A 24,080-nucleotide genomic window follows, 5' to 3' on the forward strand; every position below is an offset into this window, starting at 1 on the left:
ATTATTGTTCGGAGTCATTTCCGACTCCCTTTTCCATCGCCTTCCATGCTAGTGTCGCACATTTTATGCGGGCAGGAAATTTCGATACGCCCGCAAGCGCTTCAAGATCACCAAGGTCGATGGAGTCGTCAACATCTTTACCAAGCATCATGTCTGAAAAGATTGTGGCCGCTTTTAGTGCTTCATCCACTTTCTTTCCTTTAACAATTTGCGTCATCATCGATGCGGATGCCATTGAAATTGAGCAGCCATCACCTTCAAACTTAGCATCTTTTACAATGCCATCATCCACTTGCAGAGTCAGATGAATGACATCTCCGCAAGTTGGATTATTCATATCGATTGTGATGTTACTTTCTTCAAGGACACCTTTGTTTCTAGGCTTTTTATAATGGTCCATAATGACCGAACGATAAAGTTGATCTAGTTTGTTAGTAGACATCTGCGAAATACTCCTTTGCGATACGGAGTCCGTCCACGAGGCGGTCAACGTCAGCTTCGGTATTATAAATATAGAAGCTAGCGCGTGCAGTGGATGATACATCTAGCCATTTCATAAGTGGCTGAGCACAGTGATGACCTGCTCTAACGGCAATACCGTTCATATCGAGCACAGTAGCAACATCGTGTGGATGGACATCGTTCAGATTAAATGTAACAAGTCCGGCACGTTTTTTAGGATCTAGTGGACCGTAAATGGTAAGTCCATCGATTTCCGACATTCTTTCCATTGCATATCCAGCTAGTTCATGTTCATGCCGTTCAATGTTATCCAGACCGATTTCCTCTAAAAAGTCGATTGCAGCAGCAAGTCCAATCGCACCTGCGATTATCGGTGTACCACCTTCAAACTTCCAAGGAAGCTCTTTCCATGTCGATTCATACAATCCAACGAAATCAATCATTTCGCCGCCGAACTCGACAGGTTCCATTTTCTCAAGCAACTCTTTCTTTCCATAAAGGACGCCAATCCCTGTAGGACCGCACATCTTGTGTCCCGAGAATGCAAAAAAGTCACAATCTAATTTCTGTACATCTATTTTTATATGGGGCGCAGCTTGCGCACCATCAACTACCATAACAGCACCATGTTCATGAGCAATTTCGGCGATTTCTTTAATAGGGTTCATCGTACCAAGTACGTTTGAAACGTACATAACCGAAACAATTTTTGTACGGTCTGTAATGGTAGCGCGAACTTTGTCGATGGATAGAGTTCCATCTACTTCAAGGTCGATATATTTCAAAACGGCCCCTTTTTCTTTCGCCAGCTGTTGCCATGGAATAATATTGGAATGGTGTTCCATGTAAGTGATAAGAATTTCATCACCTTCACCAACATTTGTGCGTCCATAACTTTGTGCAACAGTATTTAATGCGGTTGTAGTGCCACGCATGAAAATAACTTCTTCCGTTGACTTCGCGTTAATGAATTTGCGAACTTTCTCGCGTGCACCTTCGTATCCTTCTGTCGCCCGATTACCAAGCGAATGGACGCCGCGGTGGACGTTTGAATTATCAAAGCTGTAATAGTTGCTAATTGCTTCTATTACTTGCCGCGGCTTTTGAGAAGTCGCGGCACTATCTAGATAAACGAGCGGATGCCCGTTGATTTCCTGGTCTAATATAGGGAAATGTTTGCGGATGTCTTTACTGAGCATTAGCGCACTTTCCTTTCGATAACCTCCGTCAATTGTTTCTTAACGCCTTCAATCGGCAATTTGCTGACAACTGGCGCAAGGAAACCATGGATGACGAGACGTTCTGCTTCATGTTGAGAAATTCCTCGGCTCATCAAGTAAAACAGTTGCATTGGATCAACACGACCAACTGACGCCGCATGACCTGCTGTTACATCGTCTTCGTCGATAAGGAGGATTGGGTTTGCGTCTCCGCGTGCCTTTTCACTCAACATAAGAACGCGTGACTCTTGAACAGCATTCGATCTTGTAGCCCCTTTTGCGATCCTGCCGATTCCGTTGAAGATACATGTAGATTCTTCTTTTACAACACCGTGCTTCAAGATGAACCCTTCTGTATCCATACCCCAATGAACGATTTCAGTTGTGAAGTTCTGGCGCTGTTTACCGCGGCCAACAACAACTGTCTTCATGTCACAGTGAGATCCGTTACCTACAAGATGCGTGATGTTCTCAGAAATCGTATCACTGTCATTCATTAGTCCAAGTGCCCAGTCAATACGGCTATCGCGTCCTGCAACCCCGCGACGATTTACATAAGTTGTAAATCCTTTCGCAAGTACATCAACTGCACCATATGTGATTTGAGCGTTATCGCCAGTGAATACTTCAGATACAATATTCGCTAATCCTTTTGCTTCTTCTACAGTCGACAAATAGTTTTCGACATACGTCACTGAACTATTCGCTTCTGCCACGATAAGAACGTGGTTAAAGAGTGAAGCTTGTTCATCATCATGCAAAAACAGTACTTGAATCGGTTCTTCGACAACAACATTTTTCGGAACGTATACGAATACGCCTCCGTTAATAAATGCTGCATGAAGTGCCGTCAATTTATGCTCGTCTACTTTAACACCGTCTGTCATGAAATACTTTTTCACAAGATCGCTGTGTTCGCGTGATGCTGTGAAAATATCCGTCATGATGACGCCTTTCGCTTTCAACTCTTCGGATAAAAAGAGGTAAGCAGGTGTGTTATTGTGCTGAATATAAATACTGTTTTGCTGTTCTTTGTCAACAAGTGCACTTGCTTCTTCAGAAAGCTCGTCCAATGAAGCATAAACAGTACTTTCAACTGTATGAACAGGGAATTCAGTGAAATTCCACTTATCAATTTTCGTTTTATCTGGTTTTGGCATTGGTAGCTGTTCCGCTTTCGCTAACGCGTCTGCGCGGAAATCCGCCATCCAATCTGCTTCGTTCATCTTAGCGGAATAGGAGCGGACGTCCTGTTCGGTTAATGCCAACTTTGTTTCAACCGTCATTTTGAATCGTCCTCCTTTCTTAAACTTCTTGCCCGACAGTTTCGTCTTCGATGCCAAGTTCTTCTTTAATCCAGTCATAACCTTGTTCTTCAAGTTTATGTGCGAGTTCAGAACCACCGGATTTAACAACTTTACCTTGCATCATAACGTGAACTTTATCTGGCGTGATGTAGTCTAGAAGACGTTGGTAGTGAGTGATGATCAAGCAACCGAAATCTTCTCCGCGCATTTCGTTAATCCCTTTAGAAACAACTTTCAATGCATCGATATCAAGACCGGAGTCAATTTCATCAAGCACTGCAAATTTAGGTCTCAACATTGTAAGTTGAAGAATTTCGTTACGCTTTTTCTCTCCGCCTGAGAAACCTTCGTTTAAGTAGCGTGTAGCCATATCTTCATCCATTTCAAGGAATTCCATTCGGCTATCAAGTTCACGAATGAATTTCATTAATGAAATCTCGTCGCCTTCTTCACGTTTAGCATTGATTGCAGAACGTAGGAAGTCAGAATTCGTTACGCCTGTAATTTCACTTGGATATTGCATGCCAAGGAAAATACCCGCTCTAGCGCGTTCATCTACTGCCATTTCTAGTACGTCTTCACCATCAAGCGTAATCGTACCAGATGTCACCTCATATTTGGGATGCCCCATAATCGCTTGCGCGAGTGTTGATTTACCTGTACCGTTCGGACCCATGATTGCGTGGATCTCGTTTGTATTGATCGTCAAATCGACGCCTTTCAATATTTCCTTGCCTTCGATTTCAACGTGAAGGTCTTTAATTTCTAAAGTAGCCATTCCAATACCTCCAATATAATAAAGTTGAACGGATATCCATTCTCAATTTAGTATCATTCTAATCTTAACCCATTAACCATTGCCTTGCAAATCATTGAGAATCGTTTCATTTTAAAAGGGTTACCCTTAATTCAAGACTTGTATGACTCAATTCTTCTAGTGCTCGCCCATTTTCAATTATCCAGTTCCCAATGAGAATCCACACAATTCAAAAAACCGATACGTAATGTACCGGTTTTTGAATCATTAGTATTGTTCTGGTTCTGGAGTCACTTTAGCTACATCATCATTTTTTGTAAACTTATCGACGATAATAGCAAGTGCGCCATCACCCGTAACGTTTGTTGCAGTTCCAAAACTGTCTTGCGCCATGTAAAGTGCAATCATAAGTGCAATCATCGCTTCATCGAAGCCAAGCATAGTGCCAAGAAGCCCTACTGCCGCCATAACCGCTCCGCCGGGTACGCCCGGTGCAGCAATCATCGTAACTCCGAGCATAAAGATGAATGGTAAATAATCACTGAACACAATCGGCATTCCATTCATAATCATGACACCTATCGAACAAGATACAAGTGTAATCGTACTTCCTGAAAGGTGAATTGTCGCAAAAAGTGGAATGGTGAAATCAGTCACTTTATCCGACGCACCTGTTTTACGAGCCTGACTTAACGTAACTGGAATTGTCGCTGCAGACGATTGTGTCCCAAGCGCAGTTAAATAAGCCGGAGCCATCGTTTTCATTAAGAAGAACGGATTCTTTTTTGAAAGCGAACCTGCAACCGTATATTGAATCGTCAGCATGATGAAATGAAGAATAATAATCATAACAAATACCATTGCGAAGACAGATAGGACCTTAGCAACTTGGCCAGTATACGTCATATTAAGGAAAATTCCGAAAATATGGAATGGTAAAAGCGGAATAATAACAAATGAAATCACTTTTTCTATTAACACATTGAATTCCTCAAATACATTAAGCATTGATTTACTGCCGATGGAAGCCATCCCGATACCTAGTACAAATGCAAGAAGAAGTGCCGCCATAACATCCATCACAGGAATCATTTCAATCTCAAAAAAAGCTTCAGCCGCAGCACGGCCACTTTCAGCAACACTACCTTCGTTAATTTTCCCTATAAATCCAGGCAACAAGGTTGTTGCTGCAAAAAAGGCAAGAATTCCTGCTGCAATTGTCGAAATATAAGCAAATGCTGTCGCCAAACCAAGTAGTCTACCTGACCCCTTGCCTAGCTTCGCAATTCCTGGCGCGATGAAAGCGATGATGATCAAAGGCACTATAAAATTCAAAAAGCCTCCAAATATCATATTAAATGTGGCTGCCAGACCGACAAACCACTCTGCAAAGCCTTCGCTAATTTTTGGTAACAGCGATCCAAACACGACTGCCAGTGCAATAGCGATGACGATACGCCAAATTAGACCAATTTTTCTCAAAACAGTGTTCCCCCTAAGATGATTTTATGTATTTAAGAGACAACGATACCATAATATTTTCGCTATTGAAACACCACATCGATATTAACATCTATTGGAAAACAAAAAACCTCCGTCGAATTCGTACTTTTCGACAGAGGTTTCTACCTATTATTTAACCGGGACTACTGTGCCGCCCCATTCTTTGATGATAAAGTCTTGGATTTCTTTCGACTTCAATACTTCAATCAAAGCTTTGATTGACTCATTATTTTCGTCGCCTTTTCTTACTGCGATGATATTTACATAAGGGGAATCCTTGTCTTCGATAGCAATTGAATCATCAATCGGATTCAAGCCCGCATCGATTGCATAGTTCGAGTTAATCAACAATGCATCGCCTTCATCATTCGAGTAGAGTTGCGGCATTAGACCAGGTTCATAGTTTGCATCAAATTCAATATTTTTAGGATTTTCAACGATATCTTTCAGTTCAGCTGCTGTCTTATCTACACTTTCGTCAAGTTTAATAAGTCCTTTTGATTCGAGCATCGCAAGTACACGCCCGTGATCTGAAACTGAACTACTCATTAGAATTGTCGCACCGTCAGGAAGTTCATCGAGTGATTTATACTTTTTCGAATAGACACCAATTGGTTCAATATGGATGCCACCCGCATTTACAAAGTCGTATCCAGCATCTTTAATTTGCAATTCAAGATACGGAATATGCTGGAAGTAGTTTGCATCGATTTCGCCGGATTCAAGATCTTGGTTTGGTAACACATAGTCTTGATATGTTTCGATTTGAAGGTCGTAACCCTTTTCTTCCAATAACGGTTTTGCTTGTTCAAGAATGATCGAGTGCGGTGTATTGGAAGCACCGATAACAATCTTAGTTGTTTCTTTTTCGTCTGTGTTTTCACTTTTCCCGCTTGTATTATTGCTTTCATCGATGTTTTTTGTACCGCAAGCCGCAAGTACAAGAACGAGTGCTGCTAATAAAACTCCTGATAACAATTTCTTCATTTTATACTCTCCCTTTTCTCTATGCTGTTAATCTGAATGGTTGATATTGCCTATTTTTCACTTATTCAATCCACGCCTTGTCCACTTGCTTCAACAAATTACTTTACTGGGATGACGTCGCCGCCCCACTCTTCAAGAATGAAGTCTTGAATTCCTTTCGATTTCAACACTTCAACCAATGTCTTGATTGCTTCAGTATTTTCTTCGCCTTCTCTAACTGTGATGATGTTCGCATACGGCGACTCCGTCTCTTCAATCGCAATAGAATCTTCAACCGGATTCAAGCCTGCATCGATTGCATAGTTTGCATTGATGACTACCGCATCACCTTCATCATTGTTATAGAGTTGCGGTAAAAGTGAAGGCTCATAATTCGCATCAAACTGAAGGTTCTTAGGATTATCTACAATATCTTTCACTTCAGCCTTTACTTTATCTACTCCTTCAGCCAATTTAATTAGCCCAGCTGATTCCAGTAATGAAAGTACGCGGCCATGTTCAGCTACAGAGTTACTAAATATGATAACAGCACCGTCAGGAAGGTCCTCGATTGTTTTATGTTCCGTCGAGTAAACAGCCATCGGTTCGATATGGATAGCCCCTGCATTCGCAAATTTATAACCATGGTCGATTACTTGTTGATCCAAATAAGGTATGTGCTGGAAGAAGTTCGCATCCAATTCGCCAGATTCAAGATCTTTGTTCGGTAATACATAGTCTTGGTAAGTTTCTATAACAAGTTCAATACCTTTTTCTTTCAATATCGGCGCTGCCTCTTCCAAAATGATTGCGTGAGGTGTATTAGATGCACCAATTACGATTTCCGTTGCGTCAACTTTTTCATCGGTAGCATTATCCCCACTACTCGCATTGTTATCGCCGCTATCATCTTTCGCCCCACAAGCCGCTAATGCTAATAGAAGTACTGCTAATACGATTCCCCCAAAAAGCTTTTTCATAATCATTTCTCCCCTTTTTTCTATTCTTTTATAGTTTACAGGCAATGCCTGATGTTACTGTCATAGAATTATCTCTTGTCAAATTTCCTTACCGCGAAATCCCCGATGAATTGAATGATGAAAACGATAATTAAAATTAAGATTGTTGCAATTAGTATAACGTCCTCACGACTGCGCTGGAATCCATCCAAAAACGCGAGATTCCCAAGTCCACCTGCGCCGATGATCCCCGCCATAGCGGTGTACCCGACAAGTGCGATTGCTGTTACGGTGATACCGGAGACAAGTGCTGGCATCGATTCCGGTAAGAGAACTTTAAAAATAATCGTCCTCGTTTTCGCTCCCATTGACTTCGAAGCTTCAATTACACCTTTATCAATCTCCTGCAATGCAATCAACACCATTCTTGCATAGAATGGAGCCGCTCCAATAATAAGTGCCGGCAATGCTGCATCCGGTCCGCGAATTGTGCCAAGAAGAAATTTCGTAAACGGAATAAGCAATATGATTAATATGATAAACGGAATTGATCTAAAAATATTGACGAATGCCCCTGAAATAACATTGACCAACTTATTCGACCACAGTTGTCCGGGACTTGTTAGGAAGAGTATGATTCCGAGTCCGAGTCCAATAATCAATGTGAACAGTGTTGAAATTGCTGTCATATAGAGCGTTTCTGCTGTCGCTTCCCACATCTTAGTCCAATCAACATTCGGAAAAAGGTTTTCAATCATTACCGATCACCTCTGTCTGAACATCATTTTCATTGAGGTATTGAATTGCTTCCTCAATAATTGTTGAATCTCCAAGGAGCTGGAGGATAAGTGAGCCATATGCTCCACCATGTGTATGGGAAATGTTTCCTTGGACGATATTGACACCCACATCGTATTTCCGAATGAGACTTGCGAGCACAGGTTGTTCCGTCTGCTCACCAACGAACACAAGCTTGATAAGTGTACCTGTTGGAAATTCATCCTTAATATGCGCCATTGCCTGCTTCGCTTCCGCGGGCTCCGTCACTTGAGAAACAAATCGCTTCGTAATGGCCTCTTTTGGCGATTGGAACACATCGAGTACGTCCCCCATCTCGACAACTTTCCCAGCTTCCATGACTGCAACCCTATGGCAGATTTTCCGGATTACGTGCATTTCATGTGTGATGAGAACAATCGTCAGTCCAAGCCTTTCATTAATACCAGTCAGAAGATCCAGTATCGAATCCGTCGTTTCCGGATCAAGAGCAGAAGTCGCCTCGTCGCAAAGTAGGACTTCAGGGTCGTTTGCAAGTGCACGAGCTATCCCTACACGCTGTTTCTGACCGCCCGACAATTCTGATGGATATGCATTTTCTCGACCAGTCAAACCAACCAGTTCAATCAGTTCCGCCACTTTCTTTTCGCGCTCGGCTTTTCGCACACCCGCGATTTCAAGAGGGAATGCAATATTGTCTTTCACCGTCCGCGACCACAGCAAGTTGAAATGTTGAAAAATCATACTCACTTTCTGCCGCGCTTCCCTCAACGCTTTGCCTTTGATAGCCGACATTTCCAAACCGCCGATATTCACACTTCCTGAAGTAGGCATTTCTAGACCGTTCAACAGTCGAATCAAAGTACTTTTTCCAGCGCCACTATAACCGATCACACCGAAAATTTCACCATCAGCTATTTCGAGTGATACATTTTCAACCGCTGTAATACTGCCGGGTCCTTCACCGAACCGTTTATTAATATCCGTTAATTGAATCATTGATTTCACCTCTGAAATTTTGTCTATGTAAATTAAAATTAAGAATTCTTTCGTTGTCTTATGCCTGTCGGGGGCCGGCAGGATGCAGGTCATGCAACCGTTGCGACAGGACGTCGCGAACTTAGGTTGCGTTCCTTTAGCGGCGCCTTCTGCTTTTCTGGTGTCTAGCTACAGGCGCCAGCCCCTCGGGTCATAAGCCATACCGGCTGTGCGGCAAAGTGCGCCGCTTCGCCAGCATGTCTTATGCCTGTCGGGCCTAACCGGCGCCTTCCGCTTTTCATGTGTCTAGCTGCAGGCGCCTTCCGCTTTTCTGTACAAAAAAAACCTTCCTGCAGACGGGCAGAAAGGCTTTACGTTATCATAAAATAAACGTTTGTCCAATCTCTCATCTCTCAAAGTATGCTATGCACTTTGTGTGATTTGGCACCATTTCACTTTCGTGACGGTTGCCGGGCTTCGTAGGGCACTATCCCTCCACCTCTCTTAATAAGAGCGACTTATTCAATTGTTGGTTAAGTCGTATTATATCAAATTCCTGTCTTGATTGTCAATCAATCAATTCCAACAGATACGGGACTGACTGAAAAGCATAGACTTTATGTTGTAAAACGCCATCCTTCTGTATCAACAAGCAAGGAACGCTTTCAATTTCATAGTCAATTGCCATAGATTGCACATAGTTCAAATCCGCTTTCCCGATTGGCATTTCCGGTTTCATGACAGAAATGACGTTCATCATTTTAGAAGCGACTGCACATGTACCACACATCGGTGTATATAAATAAAACGCAGAATCGGGTGAGTCCTTCAAAGTTGCCTCCCACTGTTCGCGTGTCCAATTTTCCATTTATCTTACATCCTTTAAAGTAAAAATTCGGGTCGGATTTTGAATTCCGCATCTTGTAGTATTTCAGCTAACACTTTATACGGGGTCGTCTCCACTTCCCGGTACTCTTTTTCTGTATATAGATGGATTGCTGCTGGAAATTCTCTTTTAAATAATATACGCGTTTTTTCACCATCTTCATCAGCATCGACAAAAACATACAGGTCCTGTTCTTCATAGGGCGCAAGCAACTCTTCAAGCCGATATGGGCTTACTGTACCGTTCGTACAAATGATTTTGACTGACTCCGCAAGTATACGCGCTAATCTTTTTCTATCCGAACCGCCCTCTACTATGATGATTTTTTCATCCGACAAGAGAGTTCCTCCTTCGCAAATCGACAGTAAGATGCAAAAAACGCCGGAATTATTCCGGCGCTCAGTTAAATCAAATACGCCTCGGCGTATTTGCGCCCAGATTTTGAATTGAGCTTGCTCAATTCACTCCTTTCAAAATCTGTAGCATCCGCCGGAGGCTTGAAATTTATTCAGCAAGGTTTTGAACTACTGCTGAATAATTTTCAATTATTCTCCGATTGTCATTTTATCATACGCTTCTGCAGACATAAGTTCGTCCAACTCAGAAGTGTTAGAAGGTTCAACGACGACCATCCATGCATTTTCATACGGTGATTCATTGACGAATTCAGGGCTGTCTTCTAGTCCTTCGTTCACTTCAAGTACTTTACCGCTGATTGGAGCATATAATTCAGATACTGTTTTAACCGACTCAACGCTTCCGAAAGGCTCGTCCGCTTTGATTTCATCGCCAACAGATGGAAGTTCAACGAATACGATATCTCCAAGTTCAGATTGTGCAAAGTGTGTAATACCGATGCGGTAATTACCGTTTTCTTCCTTTACCCATTCGTGTTCTTCAGAATAACGCAGATCTTTTGGTGTGCTCATTTATACCCCTCCAAATAAATAGTTTCATTCTCTTCAATTCTGTCATATTTCTCTGATAAAGACAAGACTGTAACTTAATTGCCCCAGACTTTATTAAATTCTTCTTCCTTGAAACCGACAGTTACTTTTCCTTCTCCATAAACAATCGGTCTTTTGATGAGCATACCGTCTGATGATAGCAAACTAATTTTTTCTTCATCGGACATTGTAGGCAGTTTGTCTTTCAAATTAAGCTCTCTATATTTCATGCCGCTGACATTGAAAAACTTTTTCAATTCCAAATCAGAAGCTGCAATCATCTTTCCAAGTTCCTCTTCTGACGGAGGAGCTTCCGCAATGTTCACTTCTTGAAAGTCCAAGTTATTCGTTTCAAGCCACTTTTTCGCTTTTCTACACGTCCCGCATTTCGGGTAACCGTAGTAAATTAATCCCATACCGCAACGCCTCCATTTTTCACAGTATAACAGAAAAAACTACCTGGCATATATAGACAGCAGGATCTCAGTGTGAAATCTGCAATTTTACTTCATTAATATGTCACGTCTGTTGAATAACCATATACTTGCATAAAAAGCAGATGAGAAGGGCTGGAATACTGCCATTTTCACTGGATAATTTTCGGCCCGCTTTCGGCGAATTAATTACGACCCTTTTACCGAGGAATAGTTTTGGCTAGAAGTGACTCCGTCACTTCTAGCCACACCCTTTGGGGTAATATTCTTGTGATTAATTGCCTGTCGCGTTCCTACAAAATTCAAGTGAAAAAAGTGGTTGCTTTGGAAGAAAAGAATAGATGATCTTCTATAAGAGTGTAAGTGCCCGAAGATGCAATTTCGGTCACTCTAGCACCTTGTACATTGAATTCTTCACTAACTTTCAGCAAAGATTATGTGATGTTCTATTAGAAATTGACACTTCCTTTATATAGTAATAGGGATCCAATAGTAGAAGGTTTGAGCGGCCAAAATTGTATCTTTGGCCGCTTCTCTCCAAGTAAGAAGCGAGCTATTCTTTCGTCCCGAAACACTTCGGCACTTCTTGTATTTGTGTCTTTGGAGAGCGACGGATGAACAACCACCATAAGATTACCAAAATGATAAATAGGGATGCGACGAAGTCGCATCCCTATTTATTAAGACATCTCGGTAATGGTATAGAGGTCTTTCAATCCTAAGCGATTCAAAGACAACCATACTCGTAGTGCCCAGTGTGATTAAGTTATTTATCGGTTAATCGGTAGGAATGTTAAACGATAAACTTCTCTGCTTCGATTAGCTTAACTGAAGCTTCGCGTTTTTTAGCGATGATATTATAAGGATTTGAACGTGTTAATTTACGCAATGCAGAAATCATCATACGCTGGTTATCTCCGTCTACTGCTGCCAGAATCGTTTCTTTCGCATCTCGCTCGATGTCTTGAAAAGCTTCTTGACAGAAAATTTGTGTGTAAAGGATTTTTTGTTGAGACTTCTCTTCACCTACGCGTGCAATCGCTTTTTCCGATCGGAGAAGCGCGGATTCCATGGCAAAGATATTATTAGCGATGTCCGCAATGTTGACTAGCACCTCTTGCTCGGCTTCAAGCTTCGTGCCGAAACGCTGTGCAGCTAGACCTGCCGCAAGTAAACCAATCTTTTTAGCATTTTTAACGAGTACTTTCTCTTGTGCAAGTACTTCATCACCAATTTCCTCAGGCATCATCATAAGAAGTTCTTCTTGAAGCGCTTGTGCTTGTTGAAGCAATGGTAGTTCGCCTTTCATCGCTTTTTTCAGGAACGTCCCCGGAACAAGTAGACGGTTGATTTCATTAGTTCCTTCAAAAATACGGTTGATGCGTGAATCGCGGTAAATACGCTCTACTTCGTATTCTGCCATAAAGCCGTATCCACCGTGGAGTTGAACCGCTTCGTCGACAATGTAATCCAACACTTCGGACCCGACGACTTTGTTGATGGAACATTCGATTGCATATTCCGCAATTGCCGCTGCAATCGCTTTTCCATCTTTTTGCTCAGCAGGGCTCAACTGGCTTTGTCGCTCTTCAAAGTAGCCAACCGTACGGTAAATCAAACTTTCTGCTGCATATAGCCTGGATGCCATCGTCGCCAGTTTTTGTTTAGTCAAGTTGAATGAAGAAATTGGTGTTTTGAATTGCTGGCGCTGGTTCGTATAAGTAATTGCAAGTTCAAGCGCACGTTTAGATCCACCAATTGTGCCAACTCCCAATTTGTACCGTCCGATATTCAAGATATTGAACGCGATAATATGACCGCGACCGATTTCACCTAATAAGTTTTCTACAGGTACTTCAGCATCTTGTAAAATTAATGTACGTGTTGATGAAGATTTGATACCCATCTTTTTCTCTTCAGCTCCGACAGATACACCTGGGAATTCTTTTTCGACGATAAATGCAGAGAACTTATCGCCATCGATTTTCGCGTAAACAACAAATATATCTGCGAATCCGGCATTCGTAATCCACTGTTTTTCACCATTTAAGATGTAGTGTGTTCCAGCAGCATTCAATTTTGCATTTGTTTTCGCACCCAATGCGTCAGAACCAGAACCTGGCTCAGTCAGTGCATATGCAGAGATTTTGTCACCTGATACAGAGTTTTCCAAATACTTTTTCTTCTGTTCTTCATTTCCGAAAAGTACGATTGGTAATGTTCCGATACCAACATGTGCGCCATGAGTAATCGAGAATCCGCCTGCTACAGACATCTTTTCTGAGATAAGTGCAGACGCGATTTTGTCGAGTCCAAGACCACCGTATTCTTCTGGTACATCCGCTCCTAGAAGTCCTAGATCCCCCGCAGATTTAAGTAGTCTTACAGAGTGCTCGAATTCATGGTTTTCAAGATTTTCCACGACAGGTGTAACTTCATTTTTCACGTAGTCTTCTGCTGTTTTTGCAATCATTTTCTGTTCATCAGTAAAGTCTTCAGGGGTAAATACACGGTTTGCCTCAATGTCTTCTGTTAGGAAAGCTCCGCCTTTTATCAGTTCGTTCGTTTTTAATTCAGTCAATTTAGTTTCCTCCTTTTTTTCTTGAAAGATTGTCAGTTTTCATTGTCTAGCTCCGAGCGCCAGCCCCTCGGGGTCACAAGTCATTTCGCTAGAGAGGCTGAGGTGCGCCTCTTAGCAAACTGTCTTGTGCCTGTCGGGGCTAGACGGCGCCCTCCGCTTTTCTATTTGTCTAGCTCCGAGCGCCAGCCCCTCGGGCCTACAGGATGTAGGTCATGCAGTCGTTGCGACAGGACGTCGCGACCTTAGACTGCGTTCCTTCTATATAAGTTCAAATACGCCCGCTGCGCCCATTCCGCCGCCGATACACATTGTAACGACGCCGAACTGTTTACCTTGTCGTTTTAATTCACTCATCATGCGTATTGTTAATATCGTTCCTGTTGCGCCAAGTGGATGCCCAAGGGAGATTGCTCCGCCGTTGAAATTTACTTTATCGATATCAAGGCCTAAATGGCGAATAACTTGAAGTGATTGAGACGCAAACGCTTCATTCAACTCCCAGACATCGATATCTTCAATTGAAAGTCCTGCCAGTTTAAGCGCTTTTGGTATTGCCACGATCGGGCCGATGCCCATCACTTCAGGAGGCACGCCGCCCACTGCAAATGACAAGAACTTCGCGATTGGTTTCAAGCCTTGTGCTTCAGCCACTTCACGGTCCATAACAAGTACAGAACCTGCTCCGTCCGATGTTTGTGATGAGTTCCCCGCAGTAACAGTACCTGTCACTGAGAATGCCGGACGCAATTTAGCCAATCCCTCCACGCTTGTTCCGTGACGAACGCCTTCGTCCATTTCAAACATGAACTTCTTCTCGCTATACTTCCCGTTATCATCTACAGTACGTTTCACGATTTCGACGGGTACGATTTCATCATCGAATTTCCCAGCTGCAATCGCCGCCCCCGCTTTTTGGTGGGATAAAACAGCAAATTCATCCTGGTCTTGACGCGTAATGCCATATTTTACCGCAACTTGCTCAGCAGTGTGACCCATACCCATATAGTACTGAGGAGCCGTTTCCGCTAAGTGCGCATTCGGTCTAATTGTATTTCCCATCATGGGCACCATACTCATTGACTCGACGCCACCAGCGATAATTGCTTGTGAAGAGCCCAGCATTATACGCTCAGCCGCATAGGCAATTGACTGTAGTCCTGATGAACAGTACCGGTTTATTGTAATGGCAGGCGTCGTATCTGGAAGACCTGCAAGTGCGCCTATATTGCGAGCAACGTTCAATCCTTGTTCCGCTTCAGGCATTGCACAGCCAATGATTAGGTCGTCAATTGGTCCGTCATAACCACCCGCACGTTTCAATGTTTCTTTAATCACAAGTGCCCCTAAATCATCCGGGCGTACTGTTGCAAGTGTGCCTCTGCCCGATTTCCCAACCGGCGTCCGTGCACCGGCTACTATTACTGCTTCACGCATTGAATTTCCTCCTCTTTGCTATATACAATCCAACATTAATTGCGCAGTGGTTTTCCTTTTACGAGCATATGTTGCATACGTTGCTGTGATTTCGGTTCCGCCACAAGGCTAAGGAACGCTTCACGTTCAAGATCCAACATATATTGTTCCTCAACAAGTGTTCCGTACGGCACTTTTCCGCCCGATAAAACAAACGCCAGCTTCTTCGCAATTTCCAAATCGTATTCACTGATATAACCAGATAAGAACATGCCTTCTGCACCTAACAGCATCGTCGCATAACCAGAATCGCCTGTAACAGGGATTTTTTCACGTTGAGGCGCTTTATAGCCCATATCAAATAATGCAATTGCTGCCTGTTTCGCATCATAGATTAAGTGATCAGCGTTAACACTGATACCATCCGCGAAATCAAGGAAGTTGTTTTCACGTGCTTCTTCACCCGACGCGGAAACTTTTGCAGTTGCAATGGATTCGAATACTTTGTTAGCAACAAATTGATAGTCAATATGGACGCCATTCGGCAATCCTTTCAAATGTTTCGTATATAGCCCGACGTTTCCTCCACCACCTGGTGTCAAACCTACACCGGCTTCTACAAGCCCCATATACGTTTCCATTGAAGCTTGAATATGCGCGGCTGGCAGACAAACCTCCGCCCCGCCCCCAAGCGTCATTGCGAACGGCGCAGCGACAACAGGTTTTGAGGAATATTTGATTTTCATCATGGCATTTTGGAATGAACGTATGATGTAATCGAGTTCAAAGATATTATCATCTTGTGCTTCCATAAGAATCATCCCAAGGTTTGCGCCTACGCAGAAGTTTTTGCCTTGATTTCCGATAACGAGTCCTTTAAAGTTCTTCTCCACTTCATCCACAGCGAAATTGATCATTTGAATGATGTCGGGACCGATTGAATTCGATTGCGAATGGAATTCAAGAAGTGCCACACCATCGCCAAGGTCGATTAAACTAGCGCCAGAATTCTTTTTGATGACACCGTGTTTTTTCTTATACCGTTTCAAATCGATACTTTTTTCATTTATTGGAACAAGCTTATAATCCTCGCCATCAAAGAAGTAGCGTTCACTGTCTTCTTCTCTGTAAAAAGTTTCATAGCCTTTAGCTAGCAAACTTTGAACAAAAGAAGGAATTTCATAGCCTTCTTCCTTCATTCTAGTAACGGATTGTTCAACGCCGATTGCATCCCATATCTCAAAAGGCCCTTGCTGCCATCCAAAGCCCCACTTCATGGCATTGTCGAGTGCCACGATATCGTCTGCAATTTCACCGTGCAATTGTGCCGAATAGAGCATTGTCGGAGCAAGGATGTTCCAAAGAATTTCTCCTGTACGGTCATCCGCATAGACAAGGGTTTTCACCTTACGAGCAAGCCCTTTTTGTTGTTTTGCCATTTCAATAGAAGGCGTTTTCAATTTTTTAGCCGGACTGTATTCAAAGGTCTCCGTGTCCAGTTCAAGAATTTCTTTTCCTTGTTTCAAATAGAATCCTTGTTTCGCCTTAGCACCAATCCAGCCGTTTTCAATCATTTTCTTCATAAATGGCGGCAATTCAAATACCTTTTGCTCTTCGCCCTCTGTTTTATCGTAGACGTTTTTAGCTACATGCATGAAAGTATCTAGCCCTACAACGTCAAGCGTGCGGAATGTAGCCGAAGTAGGACGACCAATCAAAGTCCCTGTAACCGAATCGACTTCACCGATAGAAAACCCACGTTTCTCCATCTCACGTACCGTGATTAGAAGACCATACGTACCTATCCGATTGGCGATAAAGTTAGGTGTGTCTTTAGCGATTACAACTCCTTTTCCAAGGACATCTTCCCCAAAACGAGTCATGAACTCAATGACTTCCGGAGCTGTTGTACTAGCCGGAATGACTTCAAGTAATTTCAAGTAGCGTGGTGGATTGAAAAAGTGCGTTCCTAGGAAGTGCTTTTGGAAGTCTTCCGAACGTCCCTCTGCCATCGCTTCAATGCTGATACCTGATGTATTTGAAGTGATAATTGTGCCTGTTTTACGAACCGCATCTATTTTTTCATATAACCCTTTTTTCACATCCAGATTTTCAACAATTACTTCTATAATCCAATCAACGTCTTTTAATTTGTCTAAATCATCTTCAAAATTTCCTGCTTCTATGAGAGACAGATTGCTTTTCTTAGTCAGTGGCGCAGGTTTTTGTTTCAATAGTTTCTGTAATGCGCCTGCTGCAAACTTGTTACGTACCCCGCTACTTTCAAGTGTAAGCCCTTTAGCCACTTCCTCATCAGTTAACTTTCCAGGAATGATGTCGAGTAACAGGACGGGAATCCCAATATTTGCGAGATGGGCTGCTATGCCCGATCCCATGACGCCTGAACCTAAAACTGCCGCTTTTTTAATTTGATAAGCCACGTGTAAAGCCTCCCTTTTCCATTTGAATGAACACTCATTCATTTTATGGGCAAAAAAAATAGAAACTACTTCTATGACTCTTAGTGTAAAACACATTCACCATTTTCGCAATATTTAAATCGACTTTTCTCAATTTAAACGTTACCCTAACTACTCGAAACAGATTATTACCAGTCTACAGTGATAACGTTGTACAATATACCTATGAAGGAGGCTAATAAATTATGAAATCAATTACAACAGTAGAACAATTTAACGAAGTTATTTCAGGAGATTCTAAAGCACTTGTCAAATTCCAAGCAGGATGGTGCCCAGACTGCACACGTATGGATATGTTCATTGATCCGATCGTTGAAAAGTATGACACATACACATGGTATGATGTAGACCGCGACGTGTTGCCTGAAATCGCAGATAAGTATGAAGTTATGGGTATCCCAAGTCTTTTAATTTTCCAGAACGGTGAAAAACAAGCGCACTTACATAGTGCGAATGCAAAATCACCTTCACAAGTTACTGATTTTCTAGATAGCGTAAAAGCTTAAGCAATGAGTATGTTACAAAAGCGGTGGACAAATGTCTAACCGCTTTTGTATTTTAATAGACCTTTTTACCATTTGAAGTATAATAGTAAAAAACGGTATTGAGGTGCGTACATTGGATTATGAAAATGAAATCAGTCAGCTTAAAGCTAAAATTGCATCTTATGAAAGAATTCTACTGGATTCAGCTGCACCGATAATTCCATCAATCGTCGAAAATACAATTTTGGTCCCTATTTCAGGACATACCGGAAAAGATCGTTTTGATTTAATACGTACCCGTGTCCTCGGCTATGTTGGAGAGAATAAAGACACAGAATGTGTTGTATTTGATTTTACTGGCGTAAGCCCAAGTGATATTGAGGATTTCGATTTTAACCTCCTTACACTTGAAATCAACCAACTCAATGAAAGCTTAAAACTAATGGGTATTCGCCCTATCTTCGTCGGTTTCAATCCACTTATCGTCAGGGAAGTTGTTCATGCTGGCATTCATTTGGATATTGAAACCTATGTGAATTTCAGAACTTCAATAAAGATATTATTGTCAAAAAACGGTCAAACACTTCACTCTCGCTGATGAAGCATTTTTTTCTGATAATGCTACATAACAAGCACTCATTAAAAACTTACTAAACGATTTCTCTCAAATTGAAATTCGCGATATTGTCGGACGCGTGATTGCTAACTTCTATCAAGCAGATGAAGAGCTTTGCAATGCTCTTGCAAAAGGTTCAAATGTAGAAGTCCAAAAATAGCTATAATTGATATTCATAATAGAAGTAGTCTCCTTGTAGACTGCTTCTTTTTTTGTTGACTGTCTCTAGATCGTTTCGGAAATAACTTGCGTATAATTGCTTTAGGAGGTGTGTATAGTGAAAAAGGTGCTGAATGTGATTGGGAAATCACAATATGATAATGATATTAAAGAGTCATTCCGGGGTTCTGCATGTGGCCCCGTCACTGCGCGTGTTCTGATGGATCAGATTTCCCCAGATGCATACCCTAATGACATAAACGACTTATATAAACTTCTTGGAACAACAAGAATCGGACTTTTAAAAAGACACTTCATCCGTAATATGCGCAAACTAATTGGAAGTGATTGGAATGTAGTTGAATGTGGTATTGATGAAGTGAAAAGACAAATCGATAATGACCGACTTGTTGCCGCCAAGTTTGATAAATGGTTTAGTTTGCGTTGGCGCGGAAGTTTTGAATTCAATTATCACTGGGTACCTGTTATCGGTTATGAAGTTCTAGATGACGATATTACTCTATTTATCCATGATAACGGGGGAAGGAATCGGAATAGTCGCGTCCGGTCAGTTTCCTACAATCGAAACCGCTCGATATTATCTTTTGTAAAAATTGAACCTAGAGAATAGTGAGTTCAAAAAGCTCCGATTGTGCTGAGAAAGGCTTGAAAACCTATATTTTCACTGGATTGTTTTCGGCCCGCTTTCGGCGAATAAATCAGGACAATTTTACCGGGAGGGCAAGCGTTGCAAGGAGTGACTCTGTCACTCCTTGCAACGCTCTTTTCGGTTTTACTGTTGTGATTAATTGCCTGTCGCGCTCCTACAATAATCGAGTGAAAAATGCAGTTGCTCTGAAAGAAAAAAATAGATGACATTCTATAAAGAGTGTAAGTGCCCGAAGATGAAATTTCGGGCACTCTAGCACGTTGTACATAGTATTTTCTTCTAACTTTATAAGTAGGTGACACTTCCCTAAGTTGAAAATAGAGAAACTATATTAAAAGGTTAGAGCGGTCAAAATTGTATCTTTGACCGCTACTCTCAAGGTAAGAAGCAAGCTATGCTTTCGTCAAAAAAAGCTTCAGCACTTCATGTACTTATGTTTTTGGAGAGCGACGGATGAACAACCACCATACGATTACCGAAAAAATTGGAGGGGATGCGACAAAGTCGCATCCCCTCTAATTAAGACATCTCGATAAGCGTATAGAAGTTTGTTCAATCCAAAGCGATTCAAAAACAACTATGCTCATAATGCCCAGTGTGTGATTTTATAAAAACAGTGAATCTGCTTGTTTTACAATCATCGAATACCCTTCTTTTTCTATCAATTCCCTCACTACATTATCATAAATAGGAATTTCCAACTCTTCAATCGAACCTTTCATTTCTACTTCACAATGAATTTCCGCCAGTTTTTTAGAGAGTAACAGCATGTCCATCTCTTCTTCTATTTTCTTCCGAATCGCGGGCGTCAGTTCATGAAGCGAATCAATCACACCTTCAACTGTCCCGTGTTCTTTAATCAATTTAAGGGCAGTTTTCGGTCCAATTCCTTTCACGCCGGGATAGCCATCGCTAGTATCCCCTGTAAATGCTTTTGTGTCGATGAACTGGATTGGTGTAATTCCGTATTCTTCTATAAAACGCTCTTCTGTATAAATGTCGTAAATGGCATATCCTTTTTTCGTGAATGCAATTCGGACACCCGGTCTAAGTAGCTGAAGCATATCTTTATCTCCAGTCACAATTGTGATATCCGCTTTATCGCTCCATGTTTTTACGAATGAACCAATTAGATCATCCGCTTCCATGCCAGGAACGCCATAGTTCTTCCAATTGATCATTTCGGAAACACTTCTAGCCATATCAAACTGTGGCACTAGTTCCGGTGCAGGTGCTGGTCTGTTCGCTTTGTATCCTTCAAATAATTCATTCCTAAATGTTTGCGAACCCATATCCCAGCAAACTGCCATATGTGTCGGTTTAAATAGTGACATCGCTGTCATCGTATGACGGGCAAATCCTTGAACCCCATTTGTTGGGACCCCCGATTCATTAGGAAAGTAATGTCCCATAGCTGATGTTGCAAAAAAAGAGCGGAATAAGAGAGCCATTCCGTCTACTAGTAAAATATGTGGTTTTTCTGCAGTAGTCATTAAATTTATTTCCCCTATCTGTCTTCCTATTCTTTCAAGACTTCTATCTATAATAGCATGCTTTCAATCTGTTCATTGCGGGTAAAGAATATTAGATTACATATAGGAGGTTGTAAATATGCATATTCACGAAGGTTCTTTGTACTGGCCTGAAACGATCCCGGTCCCCCCCGAACGAAAAAAGGTAGAAATCGCGTCACATTATGATGTCATTATTGTAGGTGGGGGGATGTCGGGAGCTCTTTCAGCACTTGCATTGGCTGACAAAGGTCTGTCCATCGCAGTGCTCGACAAACGGCAGATGGCTACGGGCAGTACAATGGCGAATACGGGGTTGCTTCAATATTCAAATGACATCATGCTTCATGAATTAATCGAACAAATCGGAGAAAAGGACGCTGTACGTTTTTATCAGTTATGTTTGGAATCGATGGAAGAACTAAAACAAACAGCTGAACGGTTGCCAATTGACCCTGATTTCATCAGCCGGCCAAGTGTTTATTATGCAAGTGACGAAAATGATTTAAAACGGATTAAGAAAGAGTATGAAACATTAAAGATTTATGGATTTCCTTGCGATTATTGGAACGAAGAAGAAATCCGCATGCATCTCCCCTTTTCAAAACCTGGGGCAATCGTGACATATGGCGATGCTGAAGTGAACCCCTATAAATTCGTCAATGGACTGTTACAATTAGTCGAGAAAATGGATGTCCATCTCTTTGAATATACGGCAGTGAATGGCGTAACCGAAGAAAATGGGCTGTTGCACGTTTCTACATCGTTAGGTGAATTCCATACGGATAAAGTTCTTTTTACAACTGGATATGAGACGTTTCCAGTAGGAAAACGGATTGGTGCTGACATTAACCGTTCGTATGTCATTGTCACTAAACCACTAGACACTTCCCCGATTTGGCATAAAAATGCGCTGATTTGGGAATCTAAGCGTCCTTATCTTTACATGCGGACAACAATCGACAACCGAATCATTGTAGGCGGGCTCGACGAGGATAAACCCCAAGCTCCTCTTTCAAATGAATCCATTATGAAACGCGGAAAAAACTTAAAAAAACAACTAGAGGCACTTTTTCCAGAAATTCCGATTGAAATTGACTACGCTTATTGTGCAACATTTGGAGAGTCGCTAGATAACTTACCATTCATCGGAGAGCATCCGGCAAAAGGTAATCATTATTATCTACTTGGATATGGAGGAAATGGAACTGTTTACAGTATGCTAGGTTCAAAAATTATCGCCGATATTATGACAGGCAATGTGAATCCCGATGCTCATATCGTACAACTCGAACGATACGACAACGCTTTAACCGGTAGAAGAAGCGGAATTGCCTAACCAATCAACACGATGACAACTTGGCTTACTACTTCACCCAAGCAGAAATTGAGCGAGCTTTTCAATATCCGGCGTAAAAATACGATCTTCTTCAATCGGACGTACGATTTTCAACAATTGGTCGAACTTGACACGGGTTTTCGGCGCCATCTGTTCGGGTCCGCGGATATGACAACCTGTCATTGCACACAGTGCTTCAATTGCAAGGACATTTCTCGCATTTTTAATGATTTCATGTGCATGCCTTGCACCGATTGTTCCCATTGAAACATGGTCTTCCTGGTTACCCGATGACGGTATCGAATCGACGGATGCAGGGTGTGCGAGTGTTTTATTTTCTGATACCAGGCTTGCGGCTGAATACTGCAAAATCATGGCACCTGACTGCAGTCCTGGTTCGGGACTTAGGAATGGCGGTAATCCTTCATTCAATTGCGGATTAACGAGCCGTTCGATACGCCGTTCGGAAATACTGGCAAGTTCCGCCACCCCTAGTTTCAAGAAATCCATCGCAAAGGCAATCGGCTGTCCATGGAAATTCCCCCCTGATACAACCGTGTCGCCATTATTAAAAATGAGCGGATTATCCGTTGCTGCGTTCATCTCAATCTCTAGTTTTTCTTTTACATAACCAAGTACCTGCCAGCTTGCACCGTGCACTTGTGGAATGCAACGAATGGAATAAGCATCTTGGACACGCTTTTCCCCTTGGATCGTAGTAAGAAGACTTCCATCTAACCAACCCAACATCCTCGCCGCCACATCTACTTGTTCAGGATAACCGCGTGCTTCATGTATGCTTGGATGAAATGCGTCTGTGATTCCATATAATGCTTCCATTGTCATAGCCGCTATCCACTCACTGACAAAGGCAAGTGATTCTGCCTCTAAATAATTGACTATACCTTGTGCAGTCATCGCTTGCGTTCCATTGATGAGCGCAAGCCCTTCTTTCGCTTCAAGTACGATGGGCTCCATTCCATGCTTTTTCCACACATCTGCAGAAGGTGTATGCAATCCGTCTTGCCACACAAACCCTTCGCCTAGCAATACGAGTGCTAAATGAGCGAGAGGTGCAAGATCTCCTGATGCACCGAGTGAGCCTTGCTGAGGAATGACTGGATGGATACGGTTATTCACCATATAAGCGAAGCGTTCCAGTACTTCAGCACGAATTCCTGAAAACCCCTTCAGCAAAGCATTCAAACGGAGAACGACCATTGCACGCGAAACGATTTCAGGGAACGCCTCTCCCACCCCACACGAATGCGAACGAATCAGGTGAAGTTGCAATGCTTTCGTATCCTTTTCATCGATTTTCACATCACTGAATTTGCCAAATCCAGTATTGATGCCATAAACAGTCCGGTCATCTCGCACAATTTTCTCGACAGCTTCACGACTTTTATGGACACGTTTCAATGCTTCACTGTTTAATGAAACGCCCACTTCTTTATAAAGTATTTCACTCATCTGATTTAGGCGGAGAGAGGAACCTGTTAATTCAATCATGTCACCCATCCTTTATCTAAAATTACTTAACCTAGTCTTATCGTACATTATTAAAACACATAAAGTAACACTTTTCAGAAAGTTTAGTCTGTTCTAACAAGGCGCTGTTGTAATGAGG

22 protein-coding genes and 1 riboswitch are annotated in these 24,080 nt (G+C 42.1%); of the genes, 4 read left to right on the forward strand and 18 right to left on the reverse strand.

All coding sequences use genetic code 11. From position 1 onward, the window contains the following. Position 1: 1 nt before the first annotated feature. From sufU to AC1TO6_RS14160, 16 genes are all read right to left on the reverse strand, one after another. Positions 2–442: a Fe-S cluster assembly sulfur transfer protein SufU gene (gene sufU, locus AC1TO6_RS14085; protein WP_482102250.1), complete on the reverse strand. Its 441-nt coding sequence runs from the start codon at positions 440–442 to the stop codon at positions 2–4. Beyond that, positions 432–1,661, reverse strand: a complete 1,230-nt coding sequence (locus AC1TO6_RS14090) for a cysteine desulfurase (RefSeq protein ID WP_482102251.1) — start codon at positions 1,659–1,661, stop codon at positions 432–434. The genes sufU and AC1TO6_RS14090 overlap by 11 nt, the downstream gene beginning before the upstream one ends. After that, positions 1,661–2,968, reverse strand: a complete 1,308-nt coding sequence (sufD, locus tag AC1TO6_RS14095; protein WP_482102252.1) for a Fe-S cluster assembly protein SufD — start codon at positions 2,966–2,968, stop codon at positions 1,661–1,663. The genes AC1TO6_RS14090 and sufD overlap by 1 nt, the downstream gene beginning before the upstream one ends. A 19-nt stretch (positions 2,969–2,987) precedes the next feature. Beyond that, the gene (gene sufC / locus AC1TO6_RS14100) at positions 2,988–3,767 is read right to left on the reverse strand and encodes a Fe-S cluster assembly ATPase SufC (RefSeq protein WP_482102253.1); all 780 of its coding nucleotides are present in this window, start codon (positions 3,765–3,767) and stop codon (positions 2,988–2,990) included. Positions 3,768–4,013: 246 nt separating this feature from the next. Next, complete coding sequence (locus tag AC1TO6_RS14105; RefSeq protein WP_482102254.1) at positions 4,014–5,228, reverse strand: dicarboxylate/amino acid:cation symporter; 1,215 nt, start codon at positions 5,226–5,228, stop codon at positions 4,014–4,016. A gap of 150 nt (positions 5,229–5,378) precedes the next feature. Further along, positions 5,379–6,236 carry a MetQ/NlpA family ABC transporter substrate-binding protein gene (locus AC1TO6_RS14110; RefSeq protein WP_482102255.1) on the reverse strand — a complete coding sequence of 286 codons (858 nt, stop codon included), beginning with the start codon at positions 6,234–6,236 and terminating at the stop codon, positions 5,379–5,381. A gap of 98 nt (positions 6,237–6,334) precedes the next feature. Next, positions 6,335–7,195 (reverse strand): MetQ/NlpA family ABC transporter substrate-binding protein, encoded by an 861-nt coding sequence (locus tag AC1TO6_RS14115; protein WP_482102256.1) that lies wholly within the window; start codon positions 7,193–7,195, stop codon positions 6,335–6,337. Positions 7,196–7,263: 68 nt separating this feature from the next. After that, the gene (locus tag AC1TO6_RS14120; RefSeq protein WP_482102257.1) at positions 7,264–7,932 is read right to left on the reverse strand and encodes a methionine ABC transporter permease; all 669 of its coding nucleotides are present in this window, start codon (positions 7,930–7,932) and stop codon (positions 7,264–7,266) included. Then, entirely contained in the window at positions 7,925–8,950 is a 1,026-nt protein-coding gene (locus AC1TO6_RS14125; RefSeq protein ID WP_482102258.1) for a methionine ABC transporter ATP-binding protein, read from the reverse strand. Before AC1TO6_RS14125 ends, AC1TO6_RS14120 begins: the two co-directional genes overlap by 8 nt. Before the next feature lie 382 nt (positions 8,951–9,332). Beyond that, positions 9,333–9,443: riboswitch (SAM riboswitch) on the reverse strand. Positions 9,444–9,497: 54 nt separating this feature from the next. Next, on the reverse strand, positions 9,498–9,797 hold the full coding sequence (locus AC1TO6_RS14130) for a thioredoxin family protein (RefSeq protein WP_482102259.1): 300 nt from the start codon (positions 9,795–9,797) through the stop codon (positions 9,498–9,500). Between the two features lie 14 nt (positions 9,798–9,811). After that, complete coding sequence (locus AC1TO6_RS14135) at positions 9,812–10,153, reverse strand: toprim domain-containing protein (protein WP_482102260.1); 342 nt, start codon at positions 10,151–10,153, stop codon at positions 9,812–9,814. Positions 10,154–10,360: 207 nt separating this feature from the next. After that, complete coding sequence (gcvH, locus tag AC1TO6_RS14140; RefSeq protein ID WP_482102261.1) at positions 10,361–10,744, reverse strand: glycine cleavage system protein GcvH; 384 nt, start codon at positions 10,742–10,744, stop codon at positions 10,361–10,363. Positions 10,745–10,818: 74 nt separating this feature from the next. After that, positions 10,819–11,178: an arsenate reductase family protein gene (locus tag AC1TO6_RS14145; protein WP_482102262.1), complete on the reverse strand. Its 360-nt coding sequence runs from the start codon at positions 11,176–11,178 to the stop codon at positions 10,819–10,821. Between the two features lie 811 nt (positions 11,179–11,989). Continuing rightward, positions 11,990–13,777, reverse strand: coding sequence for an acyl-CoA dehydrogenase family protein (locus AC1TO6_RS14150; protein WP_482102263.1), 1,788 nt, complete (start codon positions 13,775–13,777; stop codon positions 11,990–11,992). Between the two features lie 258 nt (positions 13,778–14,035). Further along, positions 14,036–15,211: an acetyl-CoA C-acetyltransferase gene (locus AC1TO6_RS14155; RefSeq protein WP_482102264.1), complete on the reverse strand. Its 1,176-nt coding sequence runs from the start codon at positions 15,209–15,211 to the stop codon at positions 14,036–14,038. A gap of 35 nt (positions 15,212–15,246) precedes the next feature. Next, positions 15,247–17,631, reverse strand: coding sequence for a 3-hydroxyacyl-CoA dehydrogenase/enoyl-CoA hydratase family protein (locus AC1TO6_RS14160; RefSeq protein WP_482102265.1), 2,385 nt, complete (start codon positions 17,629–17,631; stop codon positions 15,247–15,249). Positions 17,632–17,855: 224 nt separating this feature from the next. Between AC1TO6_RS14160 and AC1TO6_RS14165 the strand changes: the two genes are divergently transcribed. From AC1TO6_RS14165 to AC1TO6_RS14175, 3 genes are all read left to right on the forward strand, one after another. Beyond that, positions 17,856–18,176 carry a thioredoxin family protein gene (locus AC1TO6_RS14165; protein ID WP_482102266.1) on the forward strand — a complete coding sequence of 107 codons (321 nt, stop codon included), beginning with the start codon at positions 17,856–17,858 and terminating at the stop codon, positions 18,174–18,176. A gap of 112 nt (positions 18,177–18,288) precedes the next feature. Then, the gene (locus AC1TO6_RS14170; RefSeq protein ID WP_482102267.1) at positions 18,289–18,753 is read left to right on the forward strand and encodes an STAS domain-containing protein; all 465 of its coding nucleotides are present in this window, start codon (positions 18,289–18,291) and stop codon (positions 18,751–18,753) included. A 295-nt stretch (positions 18,754–19,048) separates the two neighbouring features. Beyond that, positions 19,049–19,561 carry a cysteine peptidase family C39 domain-containing protein gene (locus AC1TO6_RS14175; protein WP_482102268.1) on the forward strand — a complete coding sequence of 171 codons (513 nt, stop codon included), beginning with the start codon at positions 19,049–19,051 and terminating at the stop codon, positions 19,559–19,561. Positions 19,562–20,205: 644 nt separating this feature from the next. On the opposite strand, the gene AC1TO6_RS14180 is transcribed toward AC1TO6_RS14175, so the two are convergent. Then, the gene (locus AC1TO6_RS14180; protein ID WP_482102269.1) at positions 20,206–21,093 is read right to left on the reverse strand and encodes a 5'-3' exonuclease; all 888 of its coding nucleotides are present in this window, start codon (positions 21,091–21,093) and stop codon (positions 20,206–20,208) included. Positions 21,094–21,211: 118 nt separating this feature from the next. Here AC1TO6_RS14180 and AC1TO6_RS14185 point away from each other — a divergent pair, with 118 nt between their 5' ends. Next, a complete protein-coding gene (locus AC1TO6_RS14185) occupies positions 21,212–22,450 on the forward strand; it encodes an NAD(P)/FAD-dependent oxidoreductase (protein ID WP_482102270.1) in 1,239 nt (412 codons plus the stop codon). A gap of 33 nt (positions 22,451–22,483) precedes the next feature. On the opposite strand, the gene hutH is transcribed toward AC1TO6_RS14185, so the two are convergent. Then, complete coding sequence (gene hutH, locus AC1TO6_RS14190) at positions 22,484–23,962, reverse strand: histidine ammonia-lyase (protein ID WP_482102271.1); 1,479 nt, start codon at positions 23,960–23,962, stop codon at positions 22,484–22,486. Between the last annotated feature and the right edge of the window lie 118 nt (positions 23,963–24,080).

The organism is Sporosarcina sp. Y352 (genome assembly GCF_056786535.1).